This window comes from Niabella sp. ZPM-14, assembly GCF_055693045.2.
This window is the reverse complement of record NZ_CM181148.1, coordinates 457,109-479,759: the sequence shown is the minus strand read 5'-3', so window position 1 is coordinate 479,759 and position 22,651 is coordinate 457,109. Positions and strand designations below refer to the sequence as shown.

Below are 22,651 nucleotides of genomic sequence, written 5' to 3'. Positions count from 1 at the left end.
GGGTCTTGCGGATTCAAGAACACATAAAGCAGAAAAATATAAACGGATGAAACATTTTTTAAAGACAGCTATGCTGCTATGGAGCCTGGGCACATTCGCTGTTCACGCGCAACAGAAGCCGAATATTATAGTGATTGTTGCAGACGACCTCGGTTGGGGCGATGTGGGTTTTCACAACAGTGATATTCGCACACCCCATATCGACCGCCTGGCAAAGGAAGGCGTTGTTTTAGACAGGTACTATGTATCACCGATCTGTTCTCCCACGCGCGCCGGCCTGATGACTGGCAGGTATCCCGAGCGTTTTGGATTGCGTGATAATGTTATTGCTCCCTGGCTGGATTTCGGCATCGATACTACAGAACGTTTTTTGCCCCAGTACCTGGCCGATGCGGGCTATAAAAACCGCGCCGCGATCGGGAAATGGCACCTGGGACATTCGGCAAGAAAGTATCTTCCTTTAAGCAGGGGATTCACCCATTTTTATGGTCACTATAATGGCGCTATCGATTATTTCACGCATGAAAGGGAGGGGGAGCTGGATTGGCATAATGACTGGAATACCAGCTATGATAAGGGCTACTCGACAGACCTGATTAGTGATGAAGCGGTTAAGTGTATCAGGCAATATAAAAAAGACGGACCGTTTTTTCTGTACATCGCTTACAATGCGCCTCACGGGCCGCTGCAGGCGAAGAAAGCAGATCTGCTGAAATATGGCTTTGATCCGTCCAAACCTACGTTTGATGCAAAAGGCCCGAAAGAACAGGGGCACGGTAATACCCGTCGTCAAACCTACTCAGCGATGGTCAGTTGCATGGACGACGGCATCGGGCGCATCCTCGCTGCCCTGAAAGAAGCAGGGGTGGAAGATAACACGCTGGTGCTGTTTCAAAGTGACAATGGTGCAGAGCCTAATGCGGGGGGCAGCAGCGGCGATCTGAAAGGCGAGAAATTCCAGGAATGGGATGGCGGTGTGCGCGCGACAGCCGTGATTAAATGGCCTGACGGTTTCAAAGGCGGATGGAAGAGTGAGCAGCTTTGTGGTTATGTAGATGTGTTGCCCACGCTGTGTGCGGTAGCCGGTGTGCAAGCTTCCGCCGGCAAAAAGAAAGATGGCATGAATATTCTTACTTCTTTAAAGAACCGGCAAACGGTTATGCGCGATCTCTACCTCGGACATGGTAGTTTGATCTCCGGAGACTGGAAGATCGTAAAGGCCAATAGCGGCAATGAAAAGATGAAGCATACCGAAGATGTATTGTACAATATCGTAACGGATCCCTTTGAAAAGAAGAATGTCCGCAATGCCAACCCCGACAAATACCGCGAATTGGCAAACCTGGTACAACCCTATGACGAGATAAAAAGCTCTGTTCAGGTGCCTCCCTATGGCCAGGGGCGTAAAACCTTTAAAGCGCCTGCTGAATGGAATATTAAAAAGTAAACGCTGGTGGCGTAGTTTATAATCAGGTGGGCCTTTCAGGTCTTGATAACACATTGCCACGATTGGATCTGTTGCGTTACCTCGTTGGATTCCTTTAATAAGAAGTGAGAATGTTATTAGTTTAAGATCTTTATATACAAGTGAAGGCCCGCCGGAAGCGGGCCTTACTGTAATGTATGGGACAATGGGGGATTAAATCGATCAGTCAATGGAACTCATGACTTTTTTCATAAAGCCATTGAGCGCATCTTTTTCAGACTGCCCTGCGGCGATCATTTCGTGCACTTCAATCGCACCGCAGCAATTGGATATCAGCTCGCCGATCACATCCAGCTCTGTTTCTTTAAGCGATGAAGCTTCGCTGATAGCTTCCAACACCACAATCGTCTGCTCAATTTGCTCAGGAGAACAGTGGCGTTGTATCTGTCTAATTACCGGTAACTTCATGGATAAGTGTTTTTAATTGTTCTTCTTTATTCGTTTGCACCTGGCTGAGCAGCGATCCGTTGCTGAATCCTGCAAATGTTGGCAGGTTGTTTACCGACGCCAGTTTGCGGCTCAAGGGAAACTTCTCCGCGTCGGCTATCACGAACACAACCGGCTCATGCTCGCCCGACAATCTTTTAAATTTAGGTTTCATCAGGCGGCAGTTTCCACACCATCCTGCAGAATACTGTACCACCACCTTAGGATGTTGGGCAACAATTTCCTGAAGATTATCACTTTCTAACTCTATTAACATATCGCTCTGTTTTAGTTTCTTGAAAAATATTCAGCAACGCCCTCGTTGGTTGCTTTCATCGCCTCTTCACCTTCTTCCCAGTTGGCAGGACATACCTCGCCAAATTTCTCGACATGCAACTGGGCGTCCAGCAGGCGGAGGTATTCGTCGATGTTACGTCCCAATGGAAGATCGTTGATTGATTCGTGCCTTACAATACCTTCTTTGTCAATCAGGAAAGTGCCGCGATAAGCCACGGGCGCGCCGTTGAAAGACCACTGGCCGCTCTCGCTGTCAAAAGAATAAGCTCCTGCCAGCACGCCGTAATTCATTGAAATTACTTTGGATGCATCAGCGATGATCGGGTAGGTCACGCCTTCAATGCCTCCGTTTTCTTTAGCCGTGCTCAACCATGCAAGATGTGTTTCTTCGGTGTCGGTAGAACATCCGATCACAACGGTGTTTCTTTTCTCGAATTCAGCCAGCTTTTCCTGGAAGGCGTGAATCTCTGTAGGACATACAAAGGTGAAATCCTTAGGGTAGAAAAACAGAATGACGTGTTTCTTTCCGATGTACTGGTCGAGGGAAAAATTGTCAACAATCTCTTCTCCGTTAATAACTGCACCTGAAATGAAGTGCGGGGCTTTTTTACCTGTTAATGCCATGTTGAATAAAATTTAAATGTTAGGTTCATTCAATGGCAGCGATCGTTTTATGCCGCGCAAAAGTATTCATTTCAGGAGCTGGTACAAAAGGAATGGCTGTAAATCTTCATTGTATTTTCCGATTGTCTTATAGATAAAATCTATTCCTTGATCATACATCATAGATTATAATAATGATATTATTGCTGATGAAACCGGGCGTTGGCCAGCTCCATATTCACCATCGCACCTGCCAGGTTCCCGGTAGCTACGGCGTTGGACACGGCGCGCATGGGGCTGGCACAATCACCGCAGGCATACACGCCCGCCACAGCTGTTTTCTGAAAATTGTCCACGCTGATGTGACCGTTTTCTGTAAGCGAGCATCCCAGCGATTCCGGAATAGTTGTATGCTGACTGAATGGCGCAGCTGCATAAATCGCTTCGAAAGAAACGGGATCGGCGCCATCGAAATGGACCTGTTTCACATGTCCATTTTCATGATCGATCTTGCGGACGGGCTGCTCAATCACCGATATCTGGTTGCGTTGCAGCAGGTCTGACTGTTCAGCAGTGAACTCGGATGGACCATTGGTCAAAATCGTGAGTTGGTCCGTCAGGTTGCGGACTAATGAAGCGAGGTGCATGGCCCGCTCGCCTTTCACCATGATCGCTGTAGGCGCGTTTCTGAATTCGTACCCATGGCAATAAGGGCAATGAATGACGGATATACCCCAGCAGGCCGCCAACCCATCAATGGCCGGTAACTCGTCTTTAATGCCTGTTGCGAAAATGAGCTTTTCAGAGTAGATCTTTTTGCCGCCCGCAGTAATAATCTCAAAACCATCGTCCCACTTCCGGCCGTCTGTTGCGATGTCTTCCAGTAAGGATATCGACGGATACAAAGCCACTTGTTCCCGCGCCAGCGCTGAGATAGCTGCTGGTGTGGCACCGTCCTGCGTAAGAAAATTGTGAGAGTGAGGTGTCTGCCTGTTGCATGGCTTTCCTTCATCAATGATCAACACCTGTCTTAAAGACCTGCCCAAAGACATAGCTGCCGAAAGACCTGCGTAGCTGCCTCCGATAATGATCACATCGTAATTTGACGATTTCATACTTTTTCGATTGTGGAGGCAAAGTTAGGTAATTGTATGTGAAAACGCAACTATGTTGCATTTTTTTGGTGCATAACATTTTTATCCTGAGCGCTGTTTAAACTTTTTTCATGCTGCGAAAGGGACGGAGCCGGATCATGTGTGTCAATAAGAGCGATATTTCATACCGGTCTTTGTGGCTTCAGCGGCCCCGCACTAATTCCTGGCACTGGTAGCGCTTTCTCATCCGATGATTGGATTGGCGCTCGCGTACAGAAACGGTCTGACGGTCTCCGTCTGACCGGGTTAGCTGGGATTTCTTCCCGTCCGTCCCGGCACGGGCGGGCGCTTCGCTTCAGTTTGAATGAGGATATTATTGTGAAATGTTCTGCTGAAAAATATTCAAAGGGTTAAACAACTTCCTACTCTGCGTGCTTTTCGGTAAAAAATCACATAAAAAGAAAAAATGTTATGCACCCTGCATTTCTAATTATGACCTGGCTTACAGTGAAGGATGTTTCAGCGCTTCAATGATATTTCCCGCGGTCATAGCCGTCATCCCATGCTGAGCAGCGGCATTGTCCCCAGCCAGCCCATGAAGATAAACGCCAATGATAGCTGCGTTTTCGGGCGTGTAACCCTGCGCCAGCAGCCCGGTAAGGATTCCGGTCAGTACATCGCCGCTTCCACCTTTGGCCATACCAGCGTTCCCGGTAGTGTTGAAATAGCCTTTGCCAGAAGGCGTTGCAATAAGCGTGTGATGACCTTTTAACACGATGACCACAGACAACTCCTTTGCCTGTTGCAAAGCGTTGTTGATTCGTTCCATATCATCTTTTTGATCGCCAAACAGGCGACTAAACTCTTTGGGATGTGGTGTAAGAATCGTTTGTGGCGGCAGACTTGACAGTACTTCCTGTTGCGACGACAAAATGTTCAATGCATCGGCATCGATCACCAGGGGCTTTGCGTGATCGCGGATCAGATTCAATACCATTGATTCGGTTGCCGGTGCTGTGCCAATGCCCGGGCCAATACCAATGGCAGCGTAAGGTGTAAGATCATACTCAATGTTAGTAACAATGTTGGTGTCGGTGTCAATGCGACACATGGCTTCCGGCGCACTGATCTGCAGGATGTCCACGCCGTTGGAAGGTACATGTATAGTAACCAGACCGACGCCGCTACGCAAGCAAGCTTTGGTGGATAATACGGCTGCGCCCATTTTACCATAACTGCCGGCAATGATCAACGCGTGCCCGAAAGTTCCTTTGTGGGAAAAAGCGTTGCGGGGTTTGGTCAAGGAAGCCACCAGCTGGGCATTGACCAGCTCGAACTGCGTGTCGATCGTGGCCGGATATCCCGGATGCAATCCAATGTCTAATACATGTACCTGCCCGAAATGCTTTTCGTTTTCAGGTAACAGTAAGGCTATTTTAAGGCATTGAAAGGTGAGCGTGTGTTGTGCGTTGATCACCGTACATCCCCGGACTGACCGATCGTTTGGAAGCCCGGAAGGCAGATCGATGGATATGATATCTTGTGTCAGGCGGTTAAGATGTTCGACTAACTGTTTCGCCAGTCCTTCAAGCGGACGGTTTAAACCTGTTCCAAACAAAGCGTCTATAATAACGTCATCTTTTGATAGGGATAAGGAACCGCCTGCCTGCCATTGATTAATGGGAATAGCGGGTAAGCCGGTCAGCCGTTGGTAATTAGTCGTAAAGTCACTGCTACCGGTGCCCGGATTGTTTAAAAGAATCACCTGCACCCTGTGTCCGCCCTGATGAAGCAGGCGGGCGATGGCCAATCCGTCGCCGCCATTGTTACCGCTGCCACACACGATAACAAAGCTGCGGTGAGCGTAACGCCTCATAATCCAGTCCACACAGGCGCCGGCCGCGCGCTCCATCAGGTCGATTGAAGCGATCGGTTCATGCTGCATCGTAAATGTATCCCAGGCTTTGATCTGTTCTGTTGTCAGCAGTTTCATACAAGTGCTTTATACCCATAAAGGTAAAAGGTTTCTCTCTTTAAGGTGCACCTGGTTTTACGGGAAGACAGCCACGGTATGCTTTAGACCAACGAGACCGGCGAAGCCGATGAAGTCAGTCTATTACGCTTTCTTTTTCGTGGAAGATTTTCTGGAAGTGGTCGTTGTCTTTTTGGATGAGGGCTTCGTTGTTTTGGACGAAGTCTTTCTGGCAGGCGATTGGGGCCTGGCTTTAGAGTTGACCGCTGCTTTCTTTACCGGAGGTTTGGTTACCTTTTTAGGAACTATCACCGGCGCCGGAGCGGTAGCTTCTTCGTCTACAAACGGATCGTTTTGCAGATAATCACCAAAAACATTATAAGCATACTTTGCCACTGTGTAGATATTACTATTGTATTGATTGCCCAGTATAACGATCACCGCTTTTTCATCCAGTAAACGGGCGAAGGCCGGATTAAAGCCATGCCATTTACCGTTGTGATAGATGACCTTTTTGCCATTGGATAAGGTTAGCATGCGCCACCCTAATCCGTAGTTGTGCGTAGACGGTGTTTCATTGCTCATCGGTTGATAAGCTGAGTCGAGCAATGATTGCCGGATAAATTGCTTGGTGTATAAAGCAGCATCCCATTTCAGCATATCGCGGGGCGTGCTGTAAATATTCTTATCGCCATAAGTATGATCAAAGATGTCCTGGTCCCATAAAGCGCCTGATGGTTTGTAAGACATGATCACCCGGCCGCTGTCAGTAGGAGTGTATACAAATGTATGGTCCATGCGGAGCGGCTTAAATATCGTCTCAGCCATGTATTGCGGATAAGGCTTTCCCGACATCTTCTCGATGATCAGAGCCAGCAATACATAGTTAGTGTTGCAATAGCTGAAATGCGTACCCGTCCTGTAGCTGAGATCGGGTTTGTATTTGATCATAAAGTCGAGCACATCCTGGTTGGAGACCATTTGGCTGGCCGGCCATTTTTCTTTGTCTTCCATTATGTACAGGTAATTGGGCAGGCCACTTCGATGGCTCAGCAAATGCCTGACGGTGACGCCGGGGTAGGGGAAGGCAGGAAAGAAGCGCGTCATATCATCATCCAGGTGAATCTTGCTCTGTTGCACCAGCTTCAGGATGGCGACGGCAGTAAAAGGTTTACTGGTCGATGCCAGGTGAAAGGAAGTGCTGTCTGTGATCGGTGTCGTTTTGGCTCTGGGATCAGTAAAGCCTATATATTTTTCGTAGACAATATTTCCTCCTTTGGCAACGATGATAGCCCCGTTAAAATTGCGATTGATGAGCTTTTGATCGAAGAGATGACTGAGCCGGTTGGTGTAGGTAGCCAGCTCCGCTTCCGGTATTTTTTCCGGGGGCGGAAGTTTTACAAAAACTGAGTCGGTACGGGTCACTTTGGGTTCAGCAGATTCAGATTTACAACCGAACAATAATACAGCCAGGCAAAGAGGAATAATGTATCGTCTCAAGATGCTACTTTTTTTAAGCCGCAAATGTAAATGTATAGGTATCTAAAACCCTAAAATTTGATAAATATTTGATGGATTTTAACAGAGAAAGTTTTATTACGCATATAAAAGCGCCGAAGGCTGTTTTCCTGATACCTGACCAGTGAGTGCTGCATTGTATTGGCATTCTGAAAAAGACCAACTGTATTAAAGGGTCTTTTTCAAGGTGCCGGTCATGAGCTTCGCTGACGAATGATCTTTTTGGCTCGTGAGATAAAAGCGGGCGCTGCATCAGGCAGGCGCATCTCGATGATGGTGTGCAGCTCCGGTAGTATTTCAGGATACACTTTACCCAGTTTGGATAAGATGCCTAATGCGAATGCCTGGGCCGCGATGGCTTCATCAGGATCAGAGATAAAACGAAAGCAGGCATCCATGATTGTTCCGTGATGCACTTCGGGCAATGTCTCCAATTGGTCAAACGCGCGTAAGATATTTCTCCGGATAGCTGCCGGCCGGTTGCCGGCGTTGAGTTCGGCAAGTAGCAGGGGATAATGTTTGTTGATCAGCGGGGGGTGATTGGCTACGCAATAACTCAGGGGCCAGGAAGCGCGCTGTGTGATCCGTTGATCGCCTTCTAAGAAAAGTTTCAGGAGTTGGTTGAAACGTTTTTGATCCTTGCCCACCCAGTGAACGATCTCGTTTGCCTGTTGTTTGGTATAGGGCATTTCCAGTATTGACAGCAGATTCATGCAACCAAAATAAATAACTTTCAAAGTTTTTTTAAAAATGTTTGGCAGTAATCAAAAAGCGATTATATTTGCACTCCCAATTTGAAACGGATTGGTAGTTCAGTTGGTTAGAATGCCGCCCTGTCACGGCGGAGGTCGCGGGTTCGAGTCCCGTCCAGTCCGCTCCTTCTTCAAAAGAAGTGTATTGAAAGTCAGCGTAAATCGCTGACTTTCTGCATTAAAGGGAGATAGCCCCCGTAAGTTTAAGTGCGCATAAGTAGGCGTAAATAGTAAAATGTTATACGTTTTGCTCCACAACTGCTCCACGCGTGCTCCACACTTTTTAAAGAAAAATTTATGGAAGCTATTAACATTTATCCGGAGCTCAGCGCTCCTAACAAAGCTGGCCTATGCCGCCTTTACATCCGTTTAGATTACCAACGCAAACATGTCGGAATTGATAAGATCCGTCACCGAGTAAGCAAGTCTGATTGGGACCCCAAAAAACGGAGATTGTCTTCCGGGGCCGCCAATGCCAACATGATCAACGCTATCCTGGATAGTCGGATTGTGAAGCACACGACTTTCGTATTAAAGCGTCAAACATTCGGGCTACCTATTAACGAATCCGTGCTTTCCGTGTATCTCAAAAGCAACTCTGCGTTTGAAAACTTTTATGAATTTGCCGAACACATAATCAATACGAAAAGATTGAAGGATGGAAAGGAATATTCCGAGGATACCAAGCGCAGATATCGTGATGAGATTAAACGAATGCAGATCTACGTGCCGGTATTGCATTTCAACCAGGTGACTGTCTCATTCCTCGAAAAGTATAAAGTATGGCTTCAGCATGGTTATAAAAAAAAGGATCACTCGCATCTTGAGAAAAACAGTATCTGGAAAGCCCTGGGGTTTGTAAGGATGGTCTATAATGAGGCTATAAAAGCAGATGTTATTATTCCTGATGAAAATCCTTTTAAGAAGTTTGATGTCGGATCCTACGAACAGAACCTGGATAATATCAAATGGCTTGACATTAAGCAGGTAGATGCTATTGAGAATTTACTTCTAACGAACGTCAACCTTTCTTATAAGGCCAAAGCCATCGGCTGGAGATTCCTTGCCATGTGTGTATCCGGCATGCGTATTTCAGACGCAATGATTCTCGATGACTGCTTCTTTAATGATGTCGGTGATCTCCAGTTCAATCCGCACAAGACCAGGCGCCATAACAACACGGCCAACATTCCCCTTACAACAGATCGCCAGCGGCGATACATTCAGAAAGCTATTGAATACAAGTTGCCGCCGGTGAGCGCCAAAAATTATCGGACCACATTTAATAATCATCTAAAAATTTTGGCGGCGCACGTCGGAATCACGATGAATCTCACGAGCCACGTTGGGAGGCACACCATGGGCGGTTTAATAGTCGATGCCGGGATTGAGGACCGGCCGGCCATGGCGATGCTGGGTGTAAAGTCAAAAAAGACGATTGAAACCTATCTGCATTTGAAACAGGATAAACTCAGGCAGGAGGCGTCGAAATTGGGCAATGTTATGTAGGCTGGCTGAATAAGCTGAGTAAAGCCTAAAGGATCGCTACAGTGTCAACTTAAATCGGGCTCCCATCTTAATATCTATCAACTGTCTTTTCGAATGTGCTTAAATTAAACGGCTTTTCAATATATGCATCGGGGTAACAAGTACCATTTGATTCCTGCCGGTATGTAGTCAACATGATTATGGGAATGTGCTTTGTCTCTGACCGCTCTTTCAATTCCTTGCATAGATCTAAACCGTTTCCATCAGGTAACTGAACGTCCAGTAAAATTAAATCTGGCATCTTTTTTCCAATTTCTGATCTAAAACATTTCATCGTTTTGCATGGGAAAATTTGAAAAGGCTTTGCTTCGAAAATAAGTTGCATCGCGTCAAGAATATATTTATTGTCGTCGACAATTAGTATTGATTTTTGATACATGTTACGCACGGTGATTTGGAAATCAAAAATCATGTAATTTCCCATTACCTAACTAGAGCAGAATTTAAAAACCCTCAACGTAGTTGAGGGATAAAGAAGCATACTCTATTATAGACAGGTATAGCTCGCACTAATTTACAGTTTTATTTTCATTAAATCGTAGCTTTTATCAGCCTTCTTAATCTCTGGCTACGTTGAACGGCTTTAAACAAGAACACTAGCTTTCCTCGTTAGGATCCCGTTAAGCTTCCGGAAGTTCCATGCGTATTTATCATCTTTGCCTAAACTACATGCCAAAACCTTGCAAGAATAGCTACGTAAAAAGCACAAAACCATTGGGTTTTGTGCTTCAACAGGATCTGTTAGAGAATTATCTTATCGCTGAAACTACTTGTGAATAACTTGCTTTGCCGTCCTTGTCCACTTGTTTAACACGGACATATATTTTTCCTTCATAGCTCGAGATTGCATCTTTAGAACGAGTACAACTGTATAGGATTGAGCTAATAGAAATCAGCAGCAGGAATGAAAATAAAAGTTTTCTTTTTCTGAACAAGCCTCCAGCAAAAAACAAAAGAAGGGAAGCGCCCGCTATGGCAACACCATTAAGCGATACACTTTCTTCATAGTTTAAGCTCGCATCTGAATTGCCATCAACGGCTTTTGAAGCAACTGTTCCGATCTTAGTGAATTTTTTGCCATCGGCAGAAGCTTCAATTTCGAAATGATCATTATTGGTTTCAGTAAGTGACTGCCAGTTGACGGTCAGGATGTTGTTCTGCACCCTCGCCGACAGGCTGCCAAATTTCACGGGAAGTGCTACGTTAAATGCTTCGTAAGCACCCATATTCACGATGCTGTTTTGTACGCGGGGGTTTCCGGAAATATCGGTAGTACCGTAATTGCTGGAATAGGCATTAGAGCCCGCATCGTTTGCCGGACTGCTGGGCCCTTGCAGGCTATAATTGCCTTCTGTAGTAGGTCCCGCGGTAGTGGCAGGCACCGGCGCGACGAACTGTGGATCAGCGTCGATGTTGTTTCCTCCATTGGTACCAAAGCCGGTTGCCCAGGCAGCGCTGCCTCCGCTACCCTGTACCAAAGAGCTGGTGAAGGTCATGCTGGACGAATTGATCACATTCGGGCCTGTGGTAGCATTGTTGCCATACACAATGGTGTTCCTGATCTGGGGTTGAAAGGTTGCAACACTTGTTCCGTTATAGATACCACCGCCGCTTGTTGCAGCATAGTTGCCGGCGATGGTGGTATTGGTAAGTGTAAGGCTTCCGCCTGAATTGCTGGTCGTAACGTAAATACCACCCCCAGTTCTTGCGCTGTAATTTCCACTGATCACCACGTTATTCAAGGTGGGGTAGGCATTGTCCCTGTTGGAAATACCGCCTCCTTCCGAAGCCGATCTGTTGCCGCTGACAAAGACACGGTTTAAAGTAGGGCGAGCCGAATGATTCATGATACCGCCGCCACCATAACCGACGGTTGCATCTGTTGCTGTGTTTCCAATAACTCTAACATCATTTAAGACAGGGTTAGCATTCAGGTAGTTATATAAACCGCCCCCTCTTCCGGCTGTATTGCCTTCAAAAAGCACACTGTTTAAAGTGGGGCTGGTGCTGTTATTGTAGATACCGCCCCCCGCGACAGCCGTGTTATTTCTGAAAATAACATTAGTAAGAATAGGGTCTGAAGGACCTGCGCCACCCTGGTTAAACATAGCGCCACCATTTGCCGAACTGGAATTATTTTCAAAAGTGACGTTGTTTAAAGTGGGACTTGATGCGTTAATGTTATACATCGCTCCACCGTTGCTGGTAGCAACATTATTTCTGAATACCACATTGGCGAAGGTCGGGCTGCTATAGGCGTTATAAATACCGGCACCGGTAGCTCCTCTTCCGTTAGCGATGATCAGGTTACTGAAGCTGGCATCACCATGAACAGAAGTGGCACCACCCAGATTGTTTTCTATGTTTCTGGCAGTAGTATTCGTCAGAAAAAACCCGTCCAGTACAGCAGCTGTTGATAGCGTAGTGTTATTGCTGATCGTCGGGCTGCCGTTGCCGTTCAGGCGACTACTGTCAGCGGCGGCCGTTCCGATGACGCGCTGACTCAAAGAAGTTTCAGTGCCCTGGAAACTTCCATAGATTTTTACGCCTTCCTTCATACGCAGGAGAAAGGTTCCCGACGTGCGGGTGTAAGTGCCTTTTGCTACAAAGATGGAATCTCCCGCAGCGGATGCAGTGATCATCGTTTGTATACTGGCAGAGGCATTAGCCCAAGAGGAACCATCACCCGTGCCGGTCGGCGCAGGTTTTACGTATCTCGTTGTTTGAGCAATTGACGCGAAGCTGATAAAACCAAATAACAAAAAGAAAAGGGATTTTGCTTGATAGCTGTTCATGAATTATAGTTTAGAATAGTTGAATGAATATGGTCATATTTTCAATCCTGCAACCGAGAAAGTTTGCTTTGATTTTGTTCTTTTTATTTAAAAATTAAGTTTGATGCAGAACCTCAGGGCCGTTGTTTACAAAGCTATTCACAACACGACTAATAATGTAAGCGATTCGATGGGCAGGCTAAATTTTTCGATAGAATAGCCATTTTCTAGGTTTAGAGCTGAGATAAAGAAGCCGTTTTGATAATTATCGGATAGAAAGAGCATTCTATTACTTATGAAAACGTCCAACTACTATTGTGGGAAAGGGTAACCTTTGTGCTACTCAAATATACCCACTTATATGTTTATTGCATTAAAAAAAGTGCCGGCAAAAATACCGGTGCGAACTCTCAATGAAATTAATTCACCCAACTAATTTAGTGCCTTTTGTCCTCAAAATAGAAGCCCCTAGCAAGAATACCAGGGGCAATTTTCTAAATTATAACATATTCTCAAATATAAGAACATTGAAGTGATTTGAAATCGATATATAGCGACGCAATAACATTCATTGAGAGGCGAGCCTCTCATTGATATGTAGATCTGGAATGTCTGCAACCTTTTGCAAAAACGTATAAAAAATATTTTCACTTTCAGATGAAAATATCCCTAAAAAATGCCCACGGCAAAATGCCGAGGGCTGGACTATTACTAGTTGAGAGCTAAAATATTAAATAATGAAACGCCTCGATAAGAATATCAAGGCGAATATGTTTAAATAATGCAATTTGTACATAAGCCAAGGTAACGTTTTCTACTGTTATAAGTTGGGATTGACGTAGTCAAGGCGTTGAAGTAGTGAAATGACATCCCCCGGTAAGAATACCAGGGGATGTTACTACTCTAATAACCTATTCCGTCAAATATATGAAAAATATATAAATTCATAAAATGATATATATAAATATTTTTCTACACTTGTCTGTTACTTGGTTGGGCATATAACCATTTGCATACCGGTATCCGCTCTTAAAATATTCTAGAGCGTACCGTGGAAGCGCTCATTTAGGAAACTGCTTATTGCGTATTAAAATCAATCCGAAAAAAATGATTTTTATTTTTTATATATTTGATTGACTAAACCGATCAAATGCTAGACATACCAAATCCAAAATACCTATCCAGTAAAGCGAGCCAGATAGAATATTACGACCTATCGGATCATATTGGTCGTACCGTTAGTAATCTACCAAAAGATCAACGAATACCGTACTTAAAGGCCGCTGACCTTTCGGATCTATCCCTAATTATATTATTTCTCCGTGCGCTTAAACGCGACGATTATGAAACATGCGCTGCGGCGGATGAGTTACTTGAGCAGCGAGGGCTTGAGGCGTCAGATAATTAATAAAGCACGCATCAGTTAGGGGAAAAGCTATAGGAGAACATTGAGGAAAAAGTTGATCAGGAAAAGGATCCAATGCGGTTTGCTTAATTAAGAAAGCGCCGGCAAGAATACCAGCGCGAACTCTCGAAGATTATTCACTAGCTAATTTAAAACTTTTGATGAAATAAAAAGCCCCGGCAAGACTACCGAAGCTTAACATCTAACTTTTTTATGAAAATCATTTGAATAAATAGCCCCCGGCAAGATTACCAGGGACGAGTTTTAAACTTTAATTTCCTGTCACTAAATTAGCACTTTCAACTGTTTTTAGGAACCATCATAAGTAGATTGACGCAGCCTCTACTTTTTCGACGCACAAAAGACACCACTGGCTTGATTTAGGCTGACTTTCAAATAATTAAGAGTCAATTTAAATAATTATTGATATTTTCGATTTGTGGCAAGGCTATTTATGAGATAATTTTTAACAACTTAACACAACCAACTATGGCTACACAAAAAGCAAGCCCTTTACCAAAACCTATTATTGTAAAGGCAGCCAAAAAAAGAAAGTCGAATGTGAACGACTTTAAACTCACCGCAAAAGTAGTAGGCAAATACGACGAGCCCAAGCAAACACTTACCGCTACAGTACAAGTCAAACTTTCAACGCCTATAGGGAATTTACCTATATTGAATAAAAAGTTTTCAACGAAAATACCTCTGAAAAAAGAGGTGGTTCTTTTTACTGAAAGTATCGTAGAAGAAAACGGCGCTTATCAAATCAAGCTAATTGGGAAAGTAAAAATGGACACTATAAAAAGTGGAAATTTAATATTGAAAGCTACCGGCGCAGTTTATGTGTTCGGCTTCCCAGTGACAGTTACTGAATCTCTCACTCAACCTTTTAAACTTTAAGAGAAGTTGAGACATAGCCTTGCCATTTTTTTACGATAAAGAAAAAATCCTATAAGCAATCAGTTCCCACATTTAAAAACGGGAGCATTGTCCTTCATAGCCATGAGACCATCCCAAGTAAAAATTTCCCAGCTTGATAAATTCTTTTCTGGAATTAATATTCCGAAGGTTGTGAAGATAGACGCGGACACGACGCATAATGATGCAGCGAAGTTCGTGGCAGAAAATATCGAGCTCTTAAAAAACAAAGAAATGAGCGATCTGGTCGCCAGCTGCAGGTTTGAGATGTTGGTGGCACTGAGGAGGCTGTTTTGGATCCGGTGAAATAATCCTATCTTAGGGAGCCTAAAATTATTTTGTATGATGCCAAAATTAACGACCGACAGCAATGATCATAGAATCATGGATAAATATATGGTTGACGCCAGGGAGAAGGCGGCAAAGGAAAAAGAAAAGAGAGATAAGGAAACTTCAAAGGCACATGCGAAAGCAAAAAAGCTTATTGAAGAATCGCGGGAAAAGAGGCGTAGTGAGAAATTAGACACGCATCGATATAGAATCCCTCTCATAATATCTGTTGCATCGTTAGCGATCGCTCTGATTTCGCTAATATTGCAATTTAAACTTTAACAACCAAGTACATTCGATAAATTCCAAATTTTATATAAACCAAAACAGATTATGCTTTTTAGGTTACTTCTCTCCAAAGCCATGTTATTAGCCGTAACCATCTGCCTCGGGCAATCGGATAAAGCTGATAGAGGGTTTTCCTTTTACATCGCTTATTCAACCAATAAAACTGCGCACGGCGGATTAGGCTATGTTAAAGGCAAGAATGCCTTCTCCCTAGGAGTTGCATCGCAGCAAAATGGACAAAAAGGAAAGTCTGTAAATGAGCGTTTGTCCAATTATGGTGACACTCAGTCTGGGACCGGAGATTATCTGCAAACAATAGATGGTACTTTTGAGAGATTTTTAAGCAATTCTATTGCGCTTGGGATAGTTGGGTCAGTCGGGTATAGAAAGTACTACACGAATTATCTGGATGGTCGCTTTACTGATGATTCTTATCACTACGTAAAAAGTAAACGGACAGTTGGAGGATTTGGTGGATATGTAGCATATTACTTTGGCGGCGCAATAGGGATATCCGTAGGTTATCATTCTCTTAAGGAAGCATCGCTCGGTGTTCATGTGCGGCTGGCCAATTAATAATTTATAACAAATTGATTATTTCAATTGACCGATTTAAAAAATAAGATAGAATCTATTTTAAAATTTCTAAAGGATCATGGACATTCCCGGGCCATGATTGAGGATGCATTGGGTTATTCTGAAAAATCCATTACTCAGAACCTGTCTAAAGGCGGCAGTTTGAAACTTCTAAAAGGAATCGAATTATACAAAGAAGCAAGGTTGCAAAATGCAACCACTGTGTTGGAGGATTCAAAAGAATCTCACTCGGACATTATTCCAGTTTCGACCCTAGAATATCTTACGGACAGGGTTAAGTACTTGGAAGCGCAAAACGAAAGCTTAAAAAGAGCTCTGGCTTCGGATAGTAAGCACATGGCGAGTCATTCCGGGTCTAAAGGGCGTGGAGAAGCAGAATCGGCATAAATTCAAATAAAAATACTTGGTAAAACAATGATGCCCAAATGAAAAATATCACATACTTAACTGTTTTAGTACTGGTTATTTTCACATCCTGCTCGGGCGGTGATGAAAAGGTTCCAGCGAAGAGCTCCTTACAAGAGAATATCAAAACGCACCTTTTTAATATTGGTAAAATTTCACTTGAGTCTTATGAGCCGGTGCAAACAACAGAAAAGGAGTTATTGACTATTGAAGATTCGTTCACACTTAGGGAAATTTATGACCACATAAGCCCAGCACCCGCTTGGGGTGAGGAAGTGACATTCCAAACCGTCATGCCTAATCCCGATTCGGTACTGAATAGATACTATTCAGTGTATCATGAGTACGCATCGGAAGGGATCAGACGGGCAGCATGGATTTACCTGGACTCTACCGACAAGATAGTTTTAGTTGACTTTTTGAAGTGAAAGGGACCGGTGCTGATGGGATGATCTTGAATCCCTGAGCGCATGCAAATACTAATCTTAATGACAATAGCTGAAAAAATATTATTAATTAGGAAAGCCAAAGGCCTGACGCAAAAAGACATGGCCGCATTGCTGGGCATGTCGTACCAGGCAGTTCAAGCCATTGAGGTCGGTCGGAATAAGGAGCTGACACAGGGCTTTATTGCGGCTCTTGTTTTCAAAATGGGCGTTAATCCTTATTACATCCTGGGCGACGACCCAAAGGAGGCAATGTTTGCCCCGGATAACAAGAAGCTTCGCTCAGTGTTGGCAAAATATGAGTCATTAGTGGACAAGCTCAATAAGCTAAAAATAGGGGAAGATTAAGATTTTGCCCCACAGTTCTTTAACTTAATATTGATTTATAATTACTTACGTGGGTCCGGACGCGACCCGTCCAGTCCGCAAAAGCTTCACAGAAATGTGAAGCTTTTTTTATGTGCGGTGGTGATTCCGAAAGGGTATCGAGCGTAGGCGGGTCTGATGTGATACGTGATTATTTTCTTTGCGAAGAATAGTATTTGTTACGGAGACGGTCGAAAGACAGAGGCTGTCGGAGTGATGTTTGAAAGTGTGAAAGATGAGCACTATAAAAATAAAAATGAATTGGCAACGCAAAGGGGCAGCAACAAAAAAGCCCAGATTATTCATCGTAATAATTTGAGCTTTTTTGATACTGTAGACCTGATGCGTGTCAAGCTGCAGTTGCAGAAAACCAAAGAGAAAATATTAAGAGCTGAGGAGCAGCAATTATTGACACCGGTAAGTACCCAAACTTTTGCTAAGGTGATGGGCCGATTAAAGTCGGATGAGAGCCGACTATAAACTCAGCTTGCAGATCTCAATACCGGTGCTGAGCGATATGAAAAGATAAAAAAGGATCTCTTACCTTATTTAACGAACCTTTTTAAGTTGGGATTTGGCCCGTCAACAGATTGCGGTTAATAGCTGGTTCTCCCGCTCCCTATCTTTCGACGGCAAAATTGGGCGAACCACAAAACTACATCCTGCGTTTAGCCATAATGTATTGATATTAAAAGAAAAGGACTGCTCAAAGTTGAACAGCCCTCAATGAATTTGGGACTTTCTCCCAACAGTAGCGGAGATGGGAGTTGAACCCATGACCTCAGGGTTATGAATCCTGCGCTCTAACCACCTGAGCTACCCCGCCAATGGGCGGCAAAAATAGAGATATTCTTTCTAATTATGAAACCTGTTTGCATAATTTTTTTATGTCAAAAAATGGACGGCTTTACAGGGCAATGGCCACATGAACCATAAAGCGATCCTCCGCCTTTACAATGCCGTTCGCCAGGCGCTGCGACAGTGGCGTCTGGAAATTGGCGCCCACTGCAAATTTTCCGATACCCGTCTCCAACCCGATCGTCCCCGATAACAATCTGCCGCCGGATACCGTTACGTTAATGTCTTCATCGGTGTCGGTTCCGGAGGTTTCATATTGCACCCCGGCGTTGGGCGCTATCATGATATTGCTTTTCGTGCGAAACTTATAATAAGCCTGGGAGTTGATGCTGAGCTTATTTCCGTAGCGGTACTCATATCGATTGGCCGTGTTGATCTTGTAATTTGAGTTGATATTGATGCCCGCATCCTGGAGCCGGATATCATACATCGCATTCAGGTTAAAGTCGTAGCTGCCGGTTCCTAATTGAAACAGGTTTGTCGATTGACCCGTACTGCTTTTATCAGATGGGTTGTATTGCCCCGTCGCCAGCTTCACGCCGCCGCCCAGCCACAGACTTTGGATAAGCAATCTGGAACGATCGTTCCCTGAGGTGATGGTATTCCTGCTGTTCAGAAGTTGATAAAAACCGGCCACCGATATGTCGCCGATGCCGTCTTTGCTTTTCTTTTCGCCCTGGTTCACTTTTTCGTTAAAACTATAAGGGACTGATGCCATGATCCGCACCTTATCTGTAATATTCCATCCGCCCCAGGCTTCTGTCACATGATAGCGCTCGCGGGTGGTCAGGTACGAAATCGCACCACCAACTCCGACATGAGAGAGCATCGCGTTGTAGCGGTACCGGATCCCGACAATATGTTTATGAAAGTCAGGCAAGATGCCGATATAGCTGTTGCCACCACCGCAGCCGCATATGTCACAGGCTTTGGTCATCAGTGGTGATACAGCAATGACCAGCAAAAGGAAAGTAGTTTTAAAATATTTCATAGTTATCTTTTTAAGGTTTGGATAAATTCCTGTTTACACCCCGCCGAGCAAAACCCGTAAATGCGACCGTCGATGACGGCAGTGTCAGCAACACCACCTGACAAGGACATGCCGCAGACGGTATCCTTGTCTGAAGCCAAAGCCAGCCGGGAAAGTGCCTGCCGGTGATTGCTGACTGAATCTTTTTTTGGCAGGGCTGGTTTCATGTGTCCATCATGATCGTGCTCTTCGTGATTTTGCTGCTGTTTACAGGAGCATAACAGGAGACCTGTAATGAATATGAGCAATAAAAATTTCATGTATACTGTTTATTTGTATTCGCTAATGTCGTTCGAACCGCTTGTTCCGTTTGAATGCGCTACTGTTCTGCCAATAAGGGATCAGATATGAAATTGCGGTCGTTAAGCGTGTTAAGAAAAGCCAGGATCTGTTGCTTCTCCACGGCTGTAAGCGGAATATTGTTTTTTAGAATAGGGTCTACATTGGGATAATCCTGTACGTTGTTGCTATAATGTTCCAGTACCGCTTCAAGCGTGTAGAATCTTCCGTCGTGCATATAAGGTGCCGTGTACCGGAGATTGCGCAGGCTGGGCACTTTAAACGTATAAAGATCAGTTTGATCCAATGTTACCTCATAATGTCCCTGATCATTATTGGGGCCAATGCCGATCCCGTTGTTTCGGAACCCGTTGTTGGTGAACAATGGCTCGGAGTGGCAGCTGCCGCATTTCTGTTGGACGAGCTGCCGGCCTGCGGCTTCTTGAGCGGTGAAGTTAACGCCCGCGCTATGTTGCATCACGCTGTCGTATTTGCTTCCTGCGCTTACACACATCAGCATGAATTGCGACAGCGCTTTGAGGAAAACAGCACTGCTGATCTGCTCGCTGCCAAAGGCCTTTTTAAACAGGGAGGGGTAACCCGCATCCGACTGCAGCTTGGCGACCACATTAACCAGTGTTTCATCCATTTCTTCGTGAGCCGTGATCGGTACCACCGGCTGCAGGTCCATGTCAAACACACCGCCATCCCACATGAAGCTGGTGCTCCATGCCAGGTTCATGATCGGTTGGCTGTTGCGGCGCGTTAGCCGGTCGTCAATCCCGTGACTCACGTCGTGTCCATGCTGTGTAAAAGCAGAAGACTGTATATGGCAGCTGCCGCAGCTGATGGTATTATTCCGGGACAACAGCGGATCGTAAAACAATTTCCGGCCCAGCTCAAACCCTTCTTTCGTGACAGGGTTCTCAGCCAGGTTATAGGCCGGCTCGGGAAAATGAGCCGGCCTTTTAAATCCCGGGAATAATTGTTCGACCACATCATCGTATTTGCTACATGCACTGACGATCAACAGGATCGTCAGCATGACGATACTTTGCTTGCGATACATAGTGATTAGTTTTCAGTATGATCATGCGTGAACATGGTGGCGTAGTTGTTGGCGATATTGGCGCTCACTTCGTTGGCGTTCATGATGGACGGATTCGCTGCAATGCTAATATTCGTTGCGCCGCTAAACACTTTGGCGATATCTACAAACAAATGAATATTGGCATTACGGCTCCTTCGCACCTGTGCAATACCGCGGGCGCGGAGATCGAGCGTGACGGTTCTCGTGTTGTTAAGCGTAGCTTTAGAATAACCTCCGAATCCACCGATGTGGCAACGGTATTTATGCGCACCCGTGGGATCCTCCGGGGCCTGGGGACTGCTGCCCTCCATTTTAAAATGAATATAGCCACTGTTCCAGCCCCAATACATTCCAGCTGCAGGATCAAGAACGCCCGTGCGCTCGCTCACGTCCATAGTGCTTCTGAGACTGTCAACACCCAGGGTAAAGGTGAGTTGCGTATAATCGCCTTCTGGTACATTTACTTTTGCAAACCTGGATGCAGGGGCGGCTTCATCGATCAGGAAATAGCTACTGTCCTGGGGTACCACATAAGTCGTGCCGTCGCCCTTAGCTACTTTGATATTACTGATATAATAGTTAAGCGTTTCAATGGTATAGTTTTCCCCGGCTGCGTTTTTATAATTGCCGGTATTCAGTACAAGGTTTTGTCCTCCCGCTACATTATCAAACTCTACAGATAAAGAAGCCAGGTTCTTTTCATCAAAGCCCGGTTCGATAGTGTCTTTCTTACAAGCTTGTAGTAACAGTACGAGTGCGGTCAGAAATAATATATTGTGTTTCATTTTTATTGTTTAGATGTGTGTAGAAAATAATAAAAGGCAATGGGGATGAGGGATCGGTCGCTGTAGTGCTGACTAATCCATGCTGCCATACGGGATCCTTTCGTTGGCACGATGCGCTTCGAGCCCATCTGTTGGGGCATTTTACTTTAATACGACGGTGACCAGCGACAACGCTCTGCCCGTGCGGACTTTAACTTGTACGATACCGTCGTTTTCAGGTTTGTAAACGAAAGTTCGTAAACAGGTTCGCAGGCGGATCCGTTTATGGAAAATAATATCAGGAAAGAAGGCAGGGAGGGTGGAAGATCTGGGTTAGAAAACCTTGAGGGATAAAATTCCCGGTTTCAATAGGATAAGATGATTGCACCTGCGAAGTAATCGGATGAAGTGCTGATTCTAAAAATTGGGGTGCGAATAAGGTGATCTCTTTTACTTTCAGGTCGGGTAATTTTTCCTGTTGTTCGTTGTCGGCTTTCAGTTGAGCTTCCAGTACGCAGGATGCTTTACAGACAGGAATCTGATCAAACCGGTTGATACAGACGTTGGCCGCGAGGTAGTCCCGGTTGATGTAAAAAGATGCCAGTATCCAAAGTTGACTACCGCTCTGTAAAACGAAGGTGATGATCAATAATATGGATAGAAACTTTTTCAAGGCGGGGCAAAAGTAGGATTAAAATATTTCTTTCAACAATAATTGTATATCATTTATGAGGCGTTGCGTTTCCTTTGGATCGGTACTGTTATAAACGCCGCGGATATGTTTGTTCGGATCGATCAGCAGTAAAGCCGCGCTGTGCGCGAATCCGCCGGGAGAAGTGCTGTCCGGGTAAGCGGTTGCGAAATAAGCTTTTTCAGCCAGGTGGATGATGCTATCCTGATTACCGGTCAGGAAATGCCATTTGGAAGCATCAACATCTAAAGATGTGGCATACGCTTTCAGGCGGCCGACTGTGTCGCGTTCGGGATCGATGGTGTGGCTGATGAGTTGTACCCGCGGGTCCTCTTTGTAGGTGGTATAGACATTTTTCATCTCGCCCGTCATTCGCGGGCAGATAGTGGGGCAGGAGAGGAAGATAAAATCTGCTACGTATATCTTGCCGTTCAGATCTTGCTGGGTGATGACGTTGCTATCCTGGTCGATCAGGGAAAAATCAGGTATCCTGGGATAGGTAGTGTCTCCGCCCTCAACCATCGGTTCGCCCAGGATCGGCAGAACCCTGGCTTCCTGGTTGCAGGAAAGAAAAAGGCAGATCATCGCAAATAAACCGGGAATCTTCATCAGCTGTAATTTTCGGAAAAAAGCAAAAGTAAATCGGTTTGCCCGTTCTACGCATAGCAATTAACTATAACTTTGTTTTTTTGCAATGCCCTTAACCGCCCAGTT

At 45.0% G+C, this 22,651-nt stretch carries 25 protein-coding genes and 2 tRNA genes; 11 read left to right on the top strand and 16 right to left on the bottom strand.

The genetic code is table 11. From position 1 onward, the window contains the following. Nucleotides 1-46: 46 nt before the first annotated feature. Nucleotides 47-1,447 carry an arylsulfatase B gene (locus ACU37H_RS01870; RefSeq protein ID WP_472702661.1) on the top strand — a complete coding sequence of 467 codons (1,401 nt, stop codon included), beginning with the start codon at nucleotides 47-49 and terminating at the stop codon, nucleotides 1,445-1,447. 201 nt (nucleotides 1,448-1,648) lie between these two features. On the opposite strand, the gene ACU37H_RS01865 is transcribed toward ACU37H_RS01870, so the two are convergent. From ACU37H_RS01865 to ACU37H_RS01835, 7 genes are all read right to left on the bottom strand, one after another. After that, nucleotides 1,649-1,894: a DUF6952 family protein gene (locus tag ACU37H_RS01865; RefSeq protein ID WP_472702660.1), complete on the bottom strand. Its 246-nt coding sequence runs from the start codon at nucleotides 1,892-1,894 to the stop codon at nucleotides 1,649-1,651. Further along, nucleotides 1,875-2,189 (bottom strand): thioredoxin family protein, encoded by a 315-nt coding sequence (locus ACU37H_RS01860; RefSeq protein WP_472702659.1) that lies wholly within the window; start codon nucleotides 2,187-2,189, stop codon nucleotides 1,875-1,877. The genes ACU37H_RS01865 and ACU37H_RS01860 overlap by 20 nt, the downstream gene beginning before the upstream one ends. 11 nt (nucleotides 2,190-2,200) lie before the next feature. Next, nucleotides 2,201-2,833, bottom strand: a complete 633-nt coding sequence (locus tag ACU37H_RS01855; protein WP_472702658.1) for a peroxiredoxin — start codon at nucleotides 2,831-2,833, stop codon at nucleotides 2,201-2,203. A 179-nt stretch (nucleotides 2,834-3,012) separates the two neighbouring features. Further along, complete coding sequence (locus ACU37H_RS01850) at nucleotides 3,013-3,927, bottom strand: NAD(P)/FAD-dependent oxidoreductase (protein ID WP_472702657.1); 915 nt, start codon at nucleotides 3,925-3,927, stop codon at nucleotides 3,013-3,015. A 481-nt stretch (nucleotides 3,928-4,408) separates the two neighbouring features. Beyond that, nucleotides 4,409-5,899 carry an NAD(P)H-hydrate dehydratase gene (locus ACU37H_RS01845; protein WP_472702656.1) on the bottom strand — a complete coding sequence of 497 codons (1,491 nt, stop codon included), beginning with the start codon at nucleotides 5,897-5,899 and terminating at the stop codon, nucleotides 4,409-4,411. A 123-nt stretch (nucleotides 5,900-6,022) separates the two neighbouring features. Beyond that, nucleotides 6,023-7,378 (bottom strand): serine hydrolase domain-containing protein, encoded by a 1,356-nt coding sequence (locus ACU37H_RS01840; RefSeq protein WP_472702655.1) that lies wholly within the window; start codon nucleotides 7,376-7,378, stop codon nucleotides 6,023-6,025. A gap of 212 nt (nucleotides 7,379-7,590) precedes the next feature. Beyond that, complete coding sequence (locus tag ACU37H_RS01835; RefSeq protein WP_472702654.1) at nucleotides 7,591-8,109, bottom strand: HEAT-like fold family protein; 519 nt, start codon at nucleotides 8,107-8,109, stop codon at nucleotides 7,591-7,593. A gap of 88 nt (nucleotides 8,110-8,197) precedes the next feature. On the opposite strand from ACU37H_RS01835, the gene ACU37H_RS01830 reads away from it, so the two are divergent. Both ACU37H_RS01830 and ACU37H_RS01825 read left to right on the top strand, forming a co-directional pair. Further along, nucleotides 8,198-8,271, top strand: a tRNA-Asp gene (locus tag ACU37H_RS01830). Nucleotides 8,272-8,445: 174 nt separating this feature from the next. Then, entirely contained in the window at nucleotides 8,446-9,657 is a 1,212-nt protein-coding gene (locus ACU37H_RS01825) for a tyrosine-type recombinase/integrase (RefSeq protein WP_472702653.1), read from the top strand. A gap of 67 nt (nucleotides 9,658-9,724) precedes the next feature. On the opposite strand, the gene ACU37H_RS01820 is transcribed toward ACU37H_RS01825, so the two are convergent. Both ACU37H_RS01820 and ACU37H_RS01815 read right to left on the bottom strand, forming a co-directional pair. Next, nucleotides 9,725-10,021: a response regulator gene (locus ACU37H_RS01820; RefSeq protein WP_494407621.1), complete on the bottom strand. Its 297-nt coding sequence runs from the start codon at nucleotides 10,019-10,021 to the stop codon at nucleotides 9,725-9,727. Between the two features lie 424 nt (nucleotides 10,022-10,445). Then, nucleotides 10,446-12,491, bottom strand: coding sequence for a beta strand repeat-containing protein (locus ACU37H_RS01815; protein ID WP_472702652.1), 2,046 nt, complete (start codon nucleotides 12,489-12,491; stop codon nucleotides 10,446-10,448). Nucleotides 12,492-14,364: 1,873 nt separating this feature from the next. On the opposite strand from ACU37H_RS01815, the gene ACU37H_RS01810 reads away from it, so the two are divergent. From ACU37H_RS01810 to ACU37H_RS01775, 8 genes are all read left to right on the top strand, one after another. Further along, nucleotides 14,365-14,775, top strand: coding sequence for a hypothetical protein (locus tag ACU37H_RS01810; protein WP_472702651.1), 411 nt, complete (start codon nucleotides 14,365-14,367; stop codon nucleotides 14,773-14,775). A gap of 171 nt (nucleotides 14,776-14,946) precedes the next feature. Continuing rightward, the gene (locus tag ACU37H_RS01805; RefSeq protein ID WP_494407579.1) at nucleotides 14,947-15,099 is read left to right on the top strand and encodes a hypothetical protein; all 153 of its coding nucleotides are present in this window, start codon (nucleotides 14,947-14,949) and stop codon (nucleotides 15,097-15,099) included. A 36-nt stretch (nucleotides 15,100-15,135) separates the two neighbouring features. Further along, a complete protein-coding gene (locus tag ACU37H_RS01800) occupies nucleotides 15,136-15,405 on the top strand; it encodes a hypothetical protein (protein ID WP_472702650.1) in 270 nt (89 codons plus the stop codon). A 51-nt stretch (nucleotides 15,406-15,456) separates the two neighbouring features. After that, nucleotides 15,457-15,987 (top strand): hypothetical protein, encoded by a 531-nt coding sequence (locus tag ACU37H_RS01795; RefSeq protein ID WP_472702649.1) that lies wholly within the window; start codon nucleotides 15,457-15,459, stop codon nucleotides 15,985-15,987. Between the two features lie 27 nt (nucleotides 15,988-16,014). Further along, the gene (locus ACU37H_RS01790) at nucleotides 16,015-16,395 is read left to right on the top strand and encodes a hypothetical protein (RefSeq protein WP_472702648.1); all 381 of its coding nucleotides are present in this window, start codon (nucleotides 16,015-16,017) and stop codon (nucleotides 16,393-16,395) included. A gap of 38 nt (nucleotides 16,396-16,433) precedes the next feature. Beyond that, entirely contained in the window at nucleotides 16,434-16,841 is a 408-nt protein-coding gene (locus tag ACU37H_RS01785; RefSeq protein WP_472702647.1) for a hypothetical protein, read from the top strand. A gap of 60 nt (nucleotides 16,842-16,901) precedes the next feature. Then, on the top strand, nucleotides 16,902-17,207 hold the full coding sequence (locus ACU37H_RS01780; protein WP_472702646.1) for a helix-turn-helix domain-containing protein: 306 nt from the start codon (nucleotides 16,902-16,904) through the stop codon (nucleotides 17,205-17,207). 165 nt (nucleotides 17,208-17,372) lie between these two features. Beyond that, nucleotides 17,373-17,705 carry a hypothetical protein gene (locus ACU37H_RS01775; RefSeq protein ID WP_472702645.1) on the top strand — a complete coding sequence of 111 codons (333 nt, stop codon included), beginning with the start codon at nucleotides 17,373-17,375 and terminating at the stop codon, nucleotides 17,703-17,705. Nucleotides 17,706-17,977: 272 nt separating this feature from the next. Here ACU37H_RS01775 and ACU37H_RS01770 read toward each other — a convergent pair. The 7 genes from ACU37H_RS01770 to ACU37H_RS01740 all read right to left on the bottom strand — a co-directional run bounded on the left by ACU37H_RS01770 (nucleotide 17,978) and on the right by ACU37H_RS01740 (nucleotide 22,546). Further along, nucleotides 17,978-18,051 (bottom strand) — tRNA-Met (locus ACU37H_RS01770). 81 nt (nucleotides 18,052-18,132) lie between these two features. Beyond that, nucleotides 18,133-19,074: a transporter gene (locus ACU37H_RS01765; RefSeq protein WP_472702644.1), complete on the bottom strand. Its 942-nt coding sequence runs from the start codon at nucleotides 19,072-19,074 to the stop codon at nucleotides 18,133-18,135. A gap of 2 nt (nucleotides 19,075-19,076) precedes the next feature. Then, on the bottom strand, nucleotides 19,077-19,373 hold the full coding sequence (locus tag ACU37H_RS01760) for a hypothetical protein (RefSeq protein WP_472702643.1): 297 nt from the start codon (nucleotides 19,371-19,373) through the stop codon (nucleotides 19,077-19,079). Between the two features lie 59 nt (nucleotides 19,374-19,432). After that, nucleotides 19,433-20,461: a cytochrome-c peroxidase gene (locus ACU37H_RS01755; protein ID WP_472702642.1), complete on the bottom strand. Its 1,029-nt coding sequence runs from the start codon at nucleotides 20,459-20,461 to the stop codon at nucleotides 19,433-19,435. 5 nt (nucleotides 20,462-20,466) lie between these two features. Beyond that, a complete protein-coding gene (locus tag ACU37H_RS01750) occupies nucleotides 20,467-21,267 on the bottom strand; it encodes an MbnP family protein (RefSeq protein WP_472702641.1) in 801 nt (266 codons plus the stop codon). A 277-nt stretch (nucleotides 21,268-21,544) separates the two neighbouring features. Further along, a complete protein-coding gene (locus ACU37H_RS01745; RefSeq protein ID WP_472702640.1) occupies nucleotides 21,545-21,919 on the bottom strand; it encodes a hypothetical protein in 375 nt (124 codons plus the stop codon). 18 nt (nucleotides 21,920-21,937) lie between these two features. After that, a complete protein-coding gene (locus tag ACU37H_RS01740) occupies nucleotides 21,938-22,546 on the bottom strand; it encodes an SCO family protein (protein ID WP_472702639.1) in 609 nt (202 codons plus the stop codon). Nucleotides 22,547-22,651: the final 105 nt, after the last annotated feature.

Excerpts from the sequence above, each read along its gene's own strand:
- ACU37H_RS01870 (WP_472702661.1), top strand. The coding sequence starts at position 47 with ATGAAACATTTTTTAAAGACAGCTATGCTGCTATGGAGCCTGGGCACA.
- ACU37H_RS01865 (WP_472702660.1), bottom strand. The coding sequence starts at position 1,894 with ATGAAGTTACCGGTAATTAGACAGATACAACGCCACTGTTCTCCTGAG.
- ACU37H_RS01860 (WP_472702659.1), bottom strand. The coding sequence starts at position 2,189 with ATGTTAATAGAGTTAGAAAGTGATAATCTTCAGGAAATTGTTGCCCAA.
- ACU37H_RS01855 (WP_472702658.1), bottom strand. The coding sequence starts at position 2,833 with ATGGCATTAACAGGTAAAAAAGCCCCGCACTTCATTTCAGGTGCAGTT.
- ACU37H_RS01850 (WP_472702657.1), bottom strand. The coding sequence starts at position 3,927 with ATGAAATCGTCAAATTACGATGTGATCATTATCGGAGGCAGCTACGCA.
- ACU37H_RS01845 (WP_472702656.1), bottom strand. The coding sequence starts at position 5,899 with ATGAAACTGCTGACAACAGAACAGATCAAAGCCTGGGATACATTTACG.
- ACU37H_RS01835 (WP_472702654.1), bottom strand. The coding sequence starts at position 8,109 with ATGAATCTGCTGTCAATACTGGAAATGCCCTATACCAAACAACAGGCA.
- ACU37H_RS01825 (WP_472702653.1), top strand. The coding sequence starts at position 8,446 with ATGGAAGCTATTAACATTTATCCGGAGCTCAGCGCTCCTAACAAAGCT.
- ACU37H_RS01820 (WP_494407621.1), bottom strand. The coding sequence starts at position 10,021 with ATGCAACTTATTTTCGAAGCAAAGCCTTTTCAAATTTTCCCATGCAAA.
- ACU37H_RS01815 (WP_472702652.1), bottom strand. The coding sequence starts at position 12,491 with ATGAACAGCTATCAAGCAAAATCCCTTTTCTTTTTGTTATTTGGTTTT.
- ACU37H_RS01810 (WP_472702651.1), top strand. The coding sequence starts at position 14,365 with ATGGCTACACAAAAAGCAAGCCCTTTACCAAAACCTATTATTGTAAAG.
- ACU37H_RS01800 (WP_472702650.1), top strand. The coding sequence starts at position 15,136 with ATGATGCCAAAATTAACGACCGACAGCAATGATCATAGAATCATGGAT.
- ACU37H_RS01795 (WP_472702649.1), top strand. The coding sequence starts at position 15,457 with ATGCTTTTTAGGTTACTTCTCTCCAAAGCCATGTTATTAGCCGTAACC.
- ACU37H_RS01785 (WP_472702647.1), top strand. The coding sequence starts at position 16,434 with ATGAAAAATATCACATACTTAACTGTTTTAGTACTGGTTATTTTCACA.
- ACU37H_RS01780 (WP_472702646.1), top strand. The coding sequence starts at position 16,902 with ATGACAATAGCTGAAAAAATATTATTAATTAGGAAAGCCAAAGGCCTG.
- ACU37H_RS01765 (WP_472702644.1), bottom strand. The coding sequence starts at position 19,074 with ATGAAATATTTTAAAACTACTTTCCTTTTGCTGGTCATTGCTGTATCA.
- ACU37H_RS01760 (WP_472702643.1), bottom strand. The coding sequence starts at position 19,373 with ATGAAATTTTTATTGCTCATATTCATTACAGGTCTCCTGTTATGCTCC.
- ACU37H_RS01755 (WP_472702642.1), bottom strand. The coding sequence starts at position 20,461 with ATGTATCGCAAGCAAAGTATCGTCATGCTGACGATCCTGTTGATCGTC.
- ACU37H_RS01750 (WP_472702641.1), bottom strand. The coding sequence starts at position 21,267 with ATGAAACACAATATATTATTTCTGACCGCACTCGTACTGTTACTACAA.
- ACU37H_RS01740 (WP_472702639.1), bottom strand. The coding sequence starts at position 22,546 with ATGAAGATTCCCGGTTTATTTGCGATGATCTGCCTTTTTCTTTCCTGC.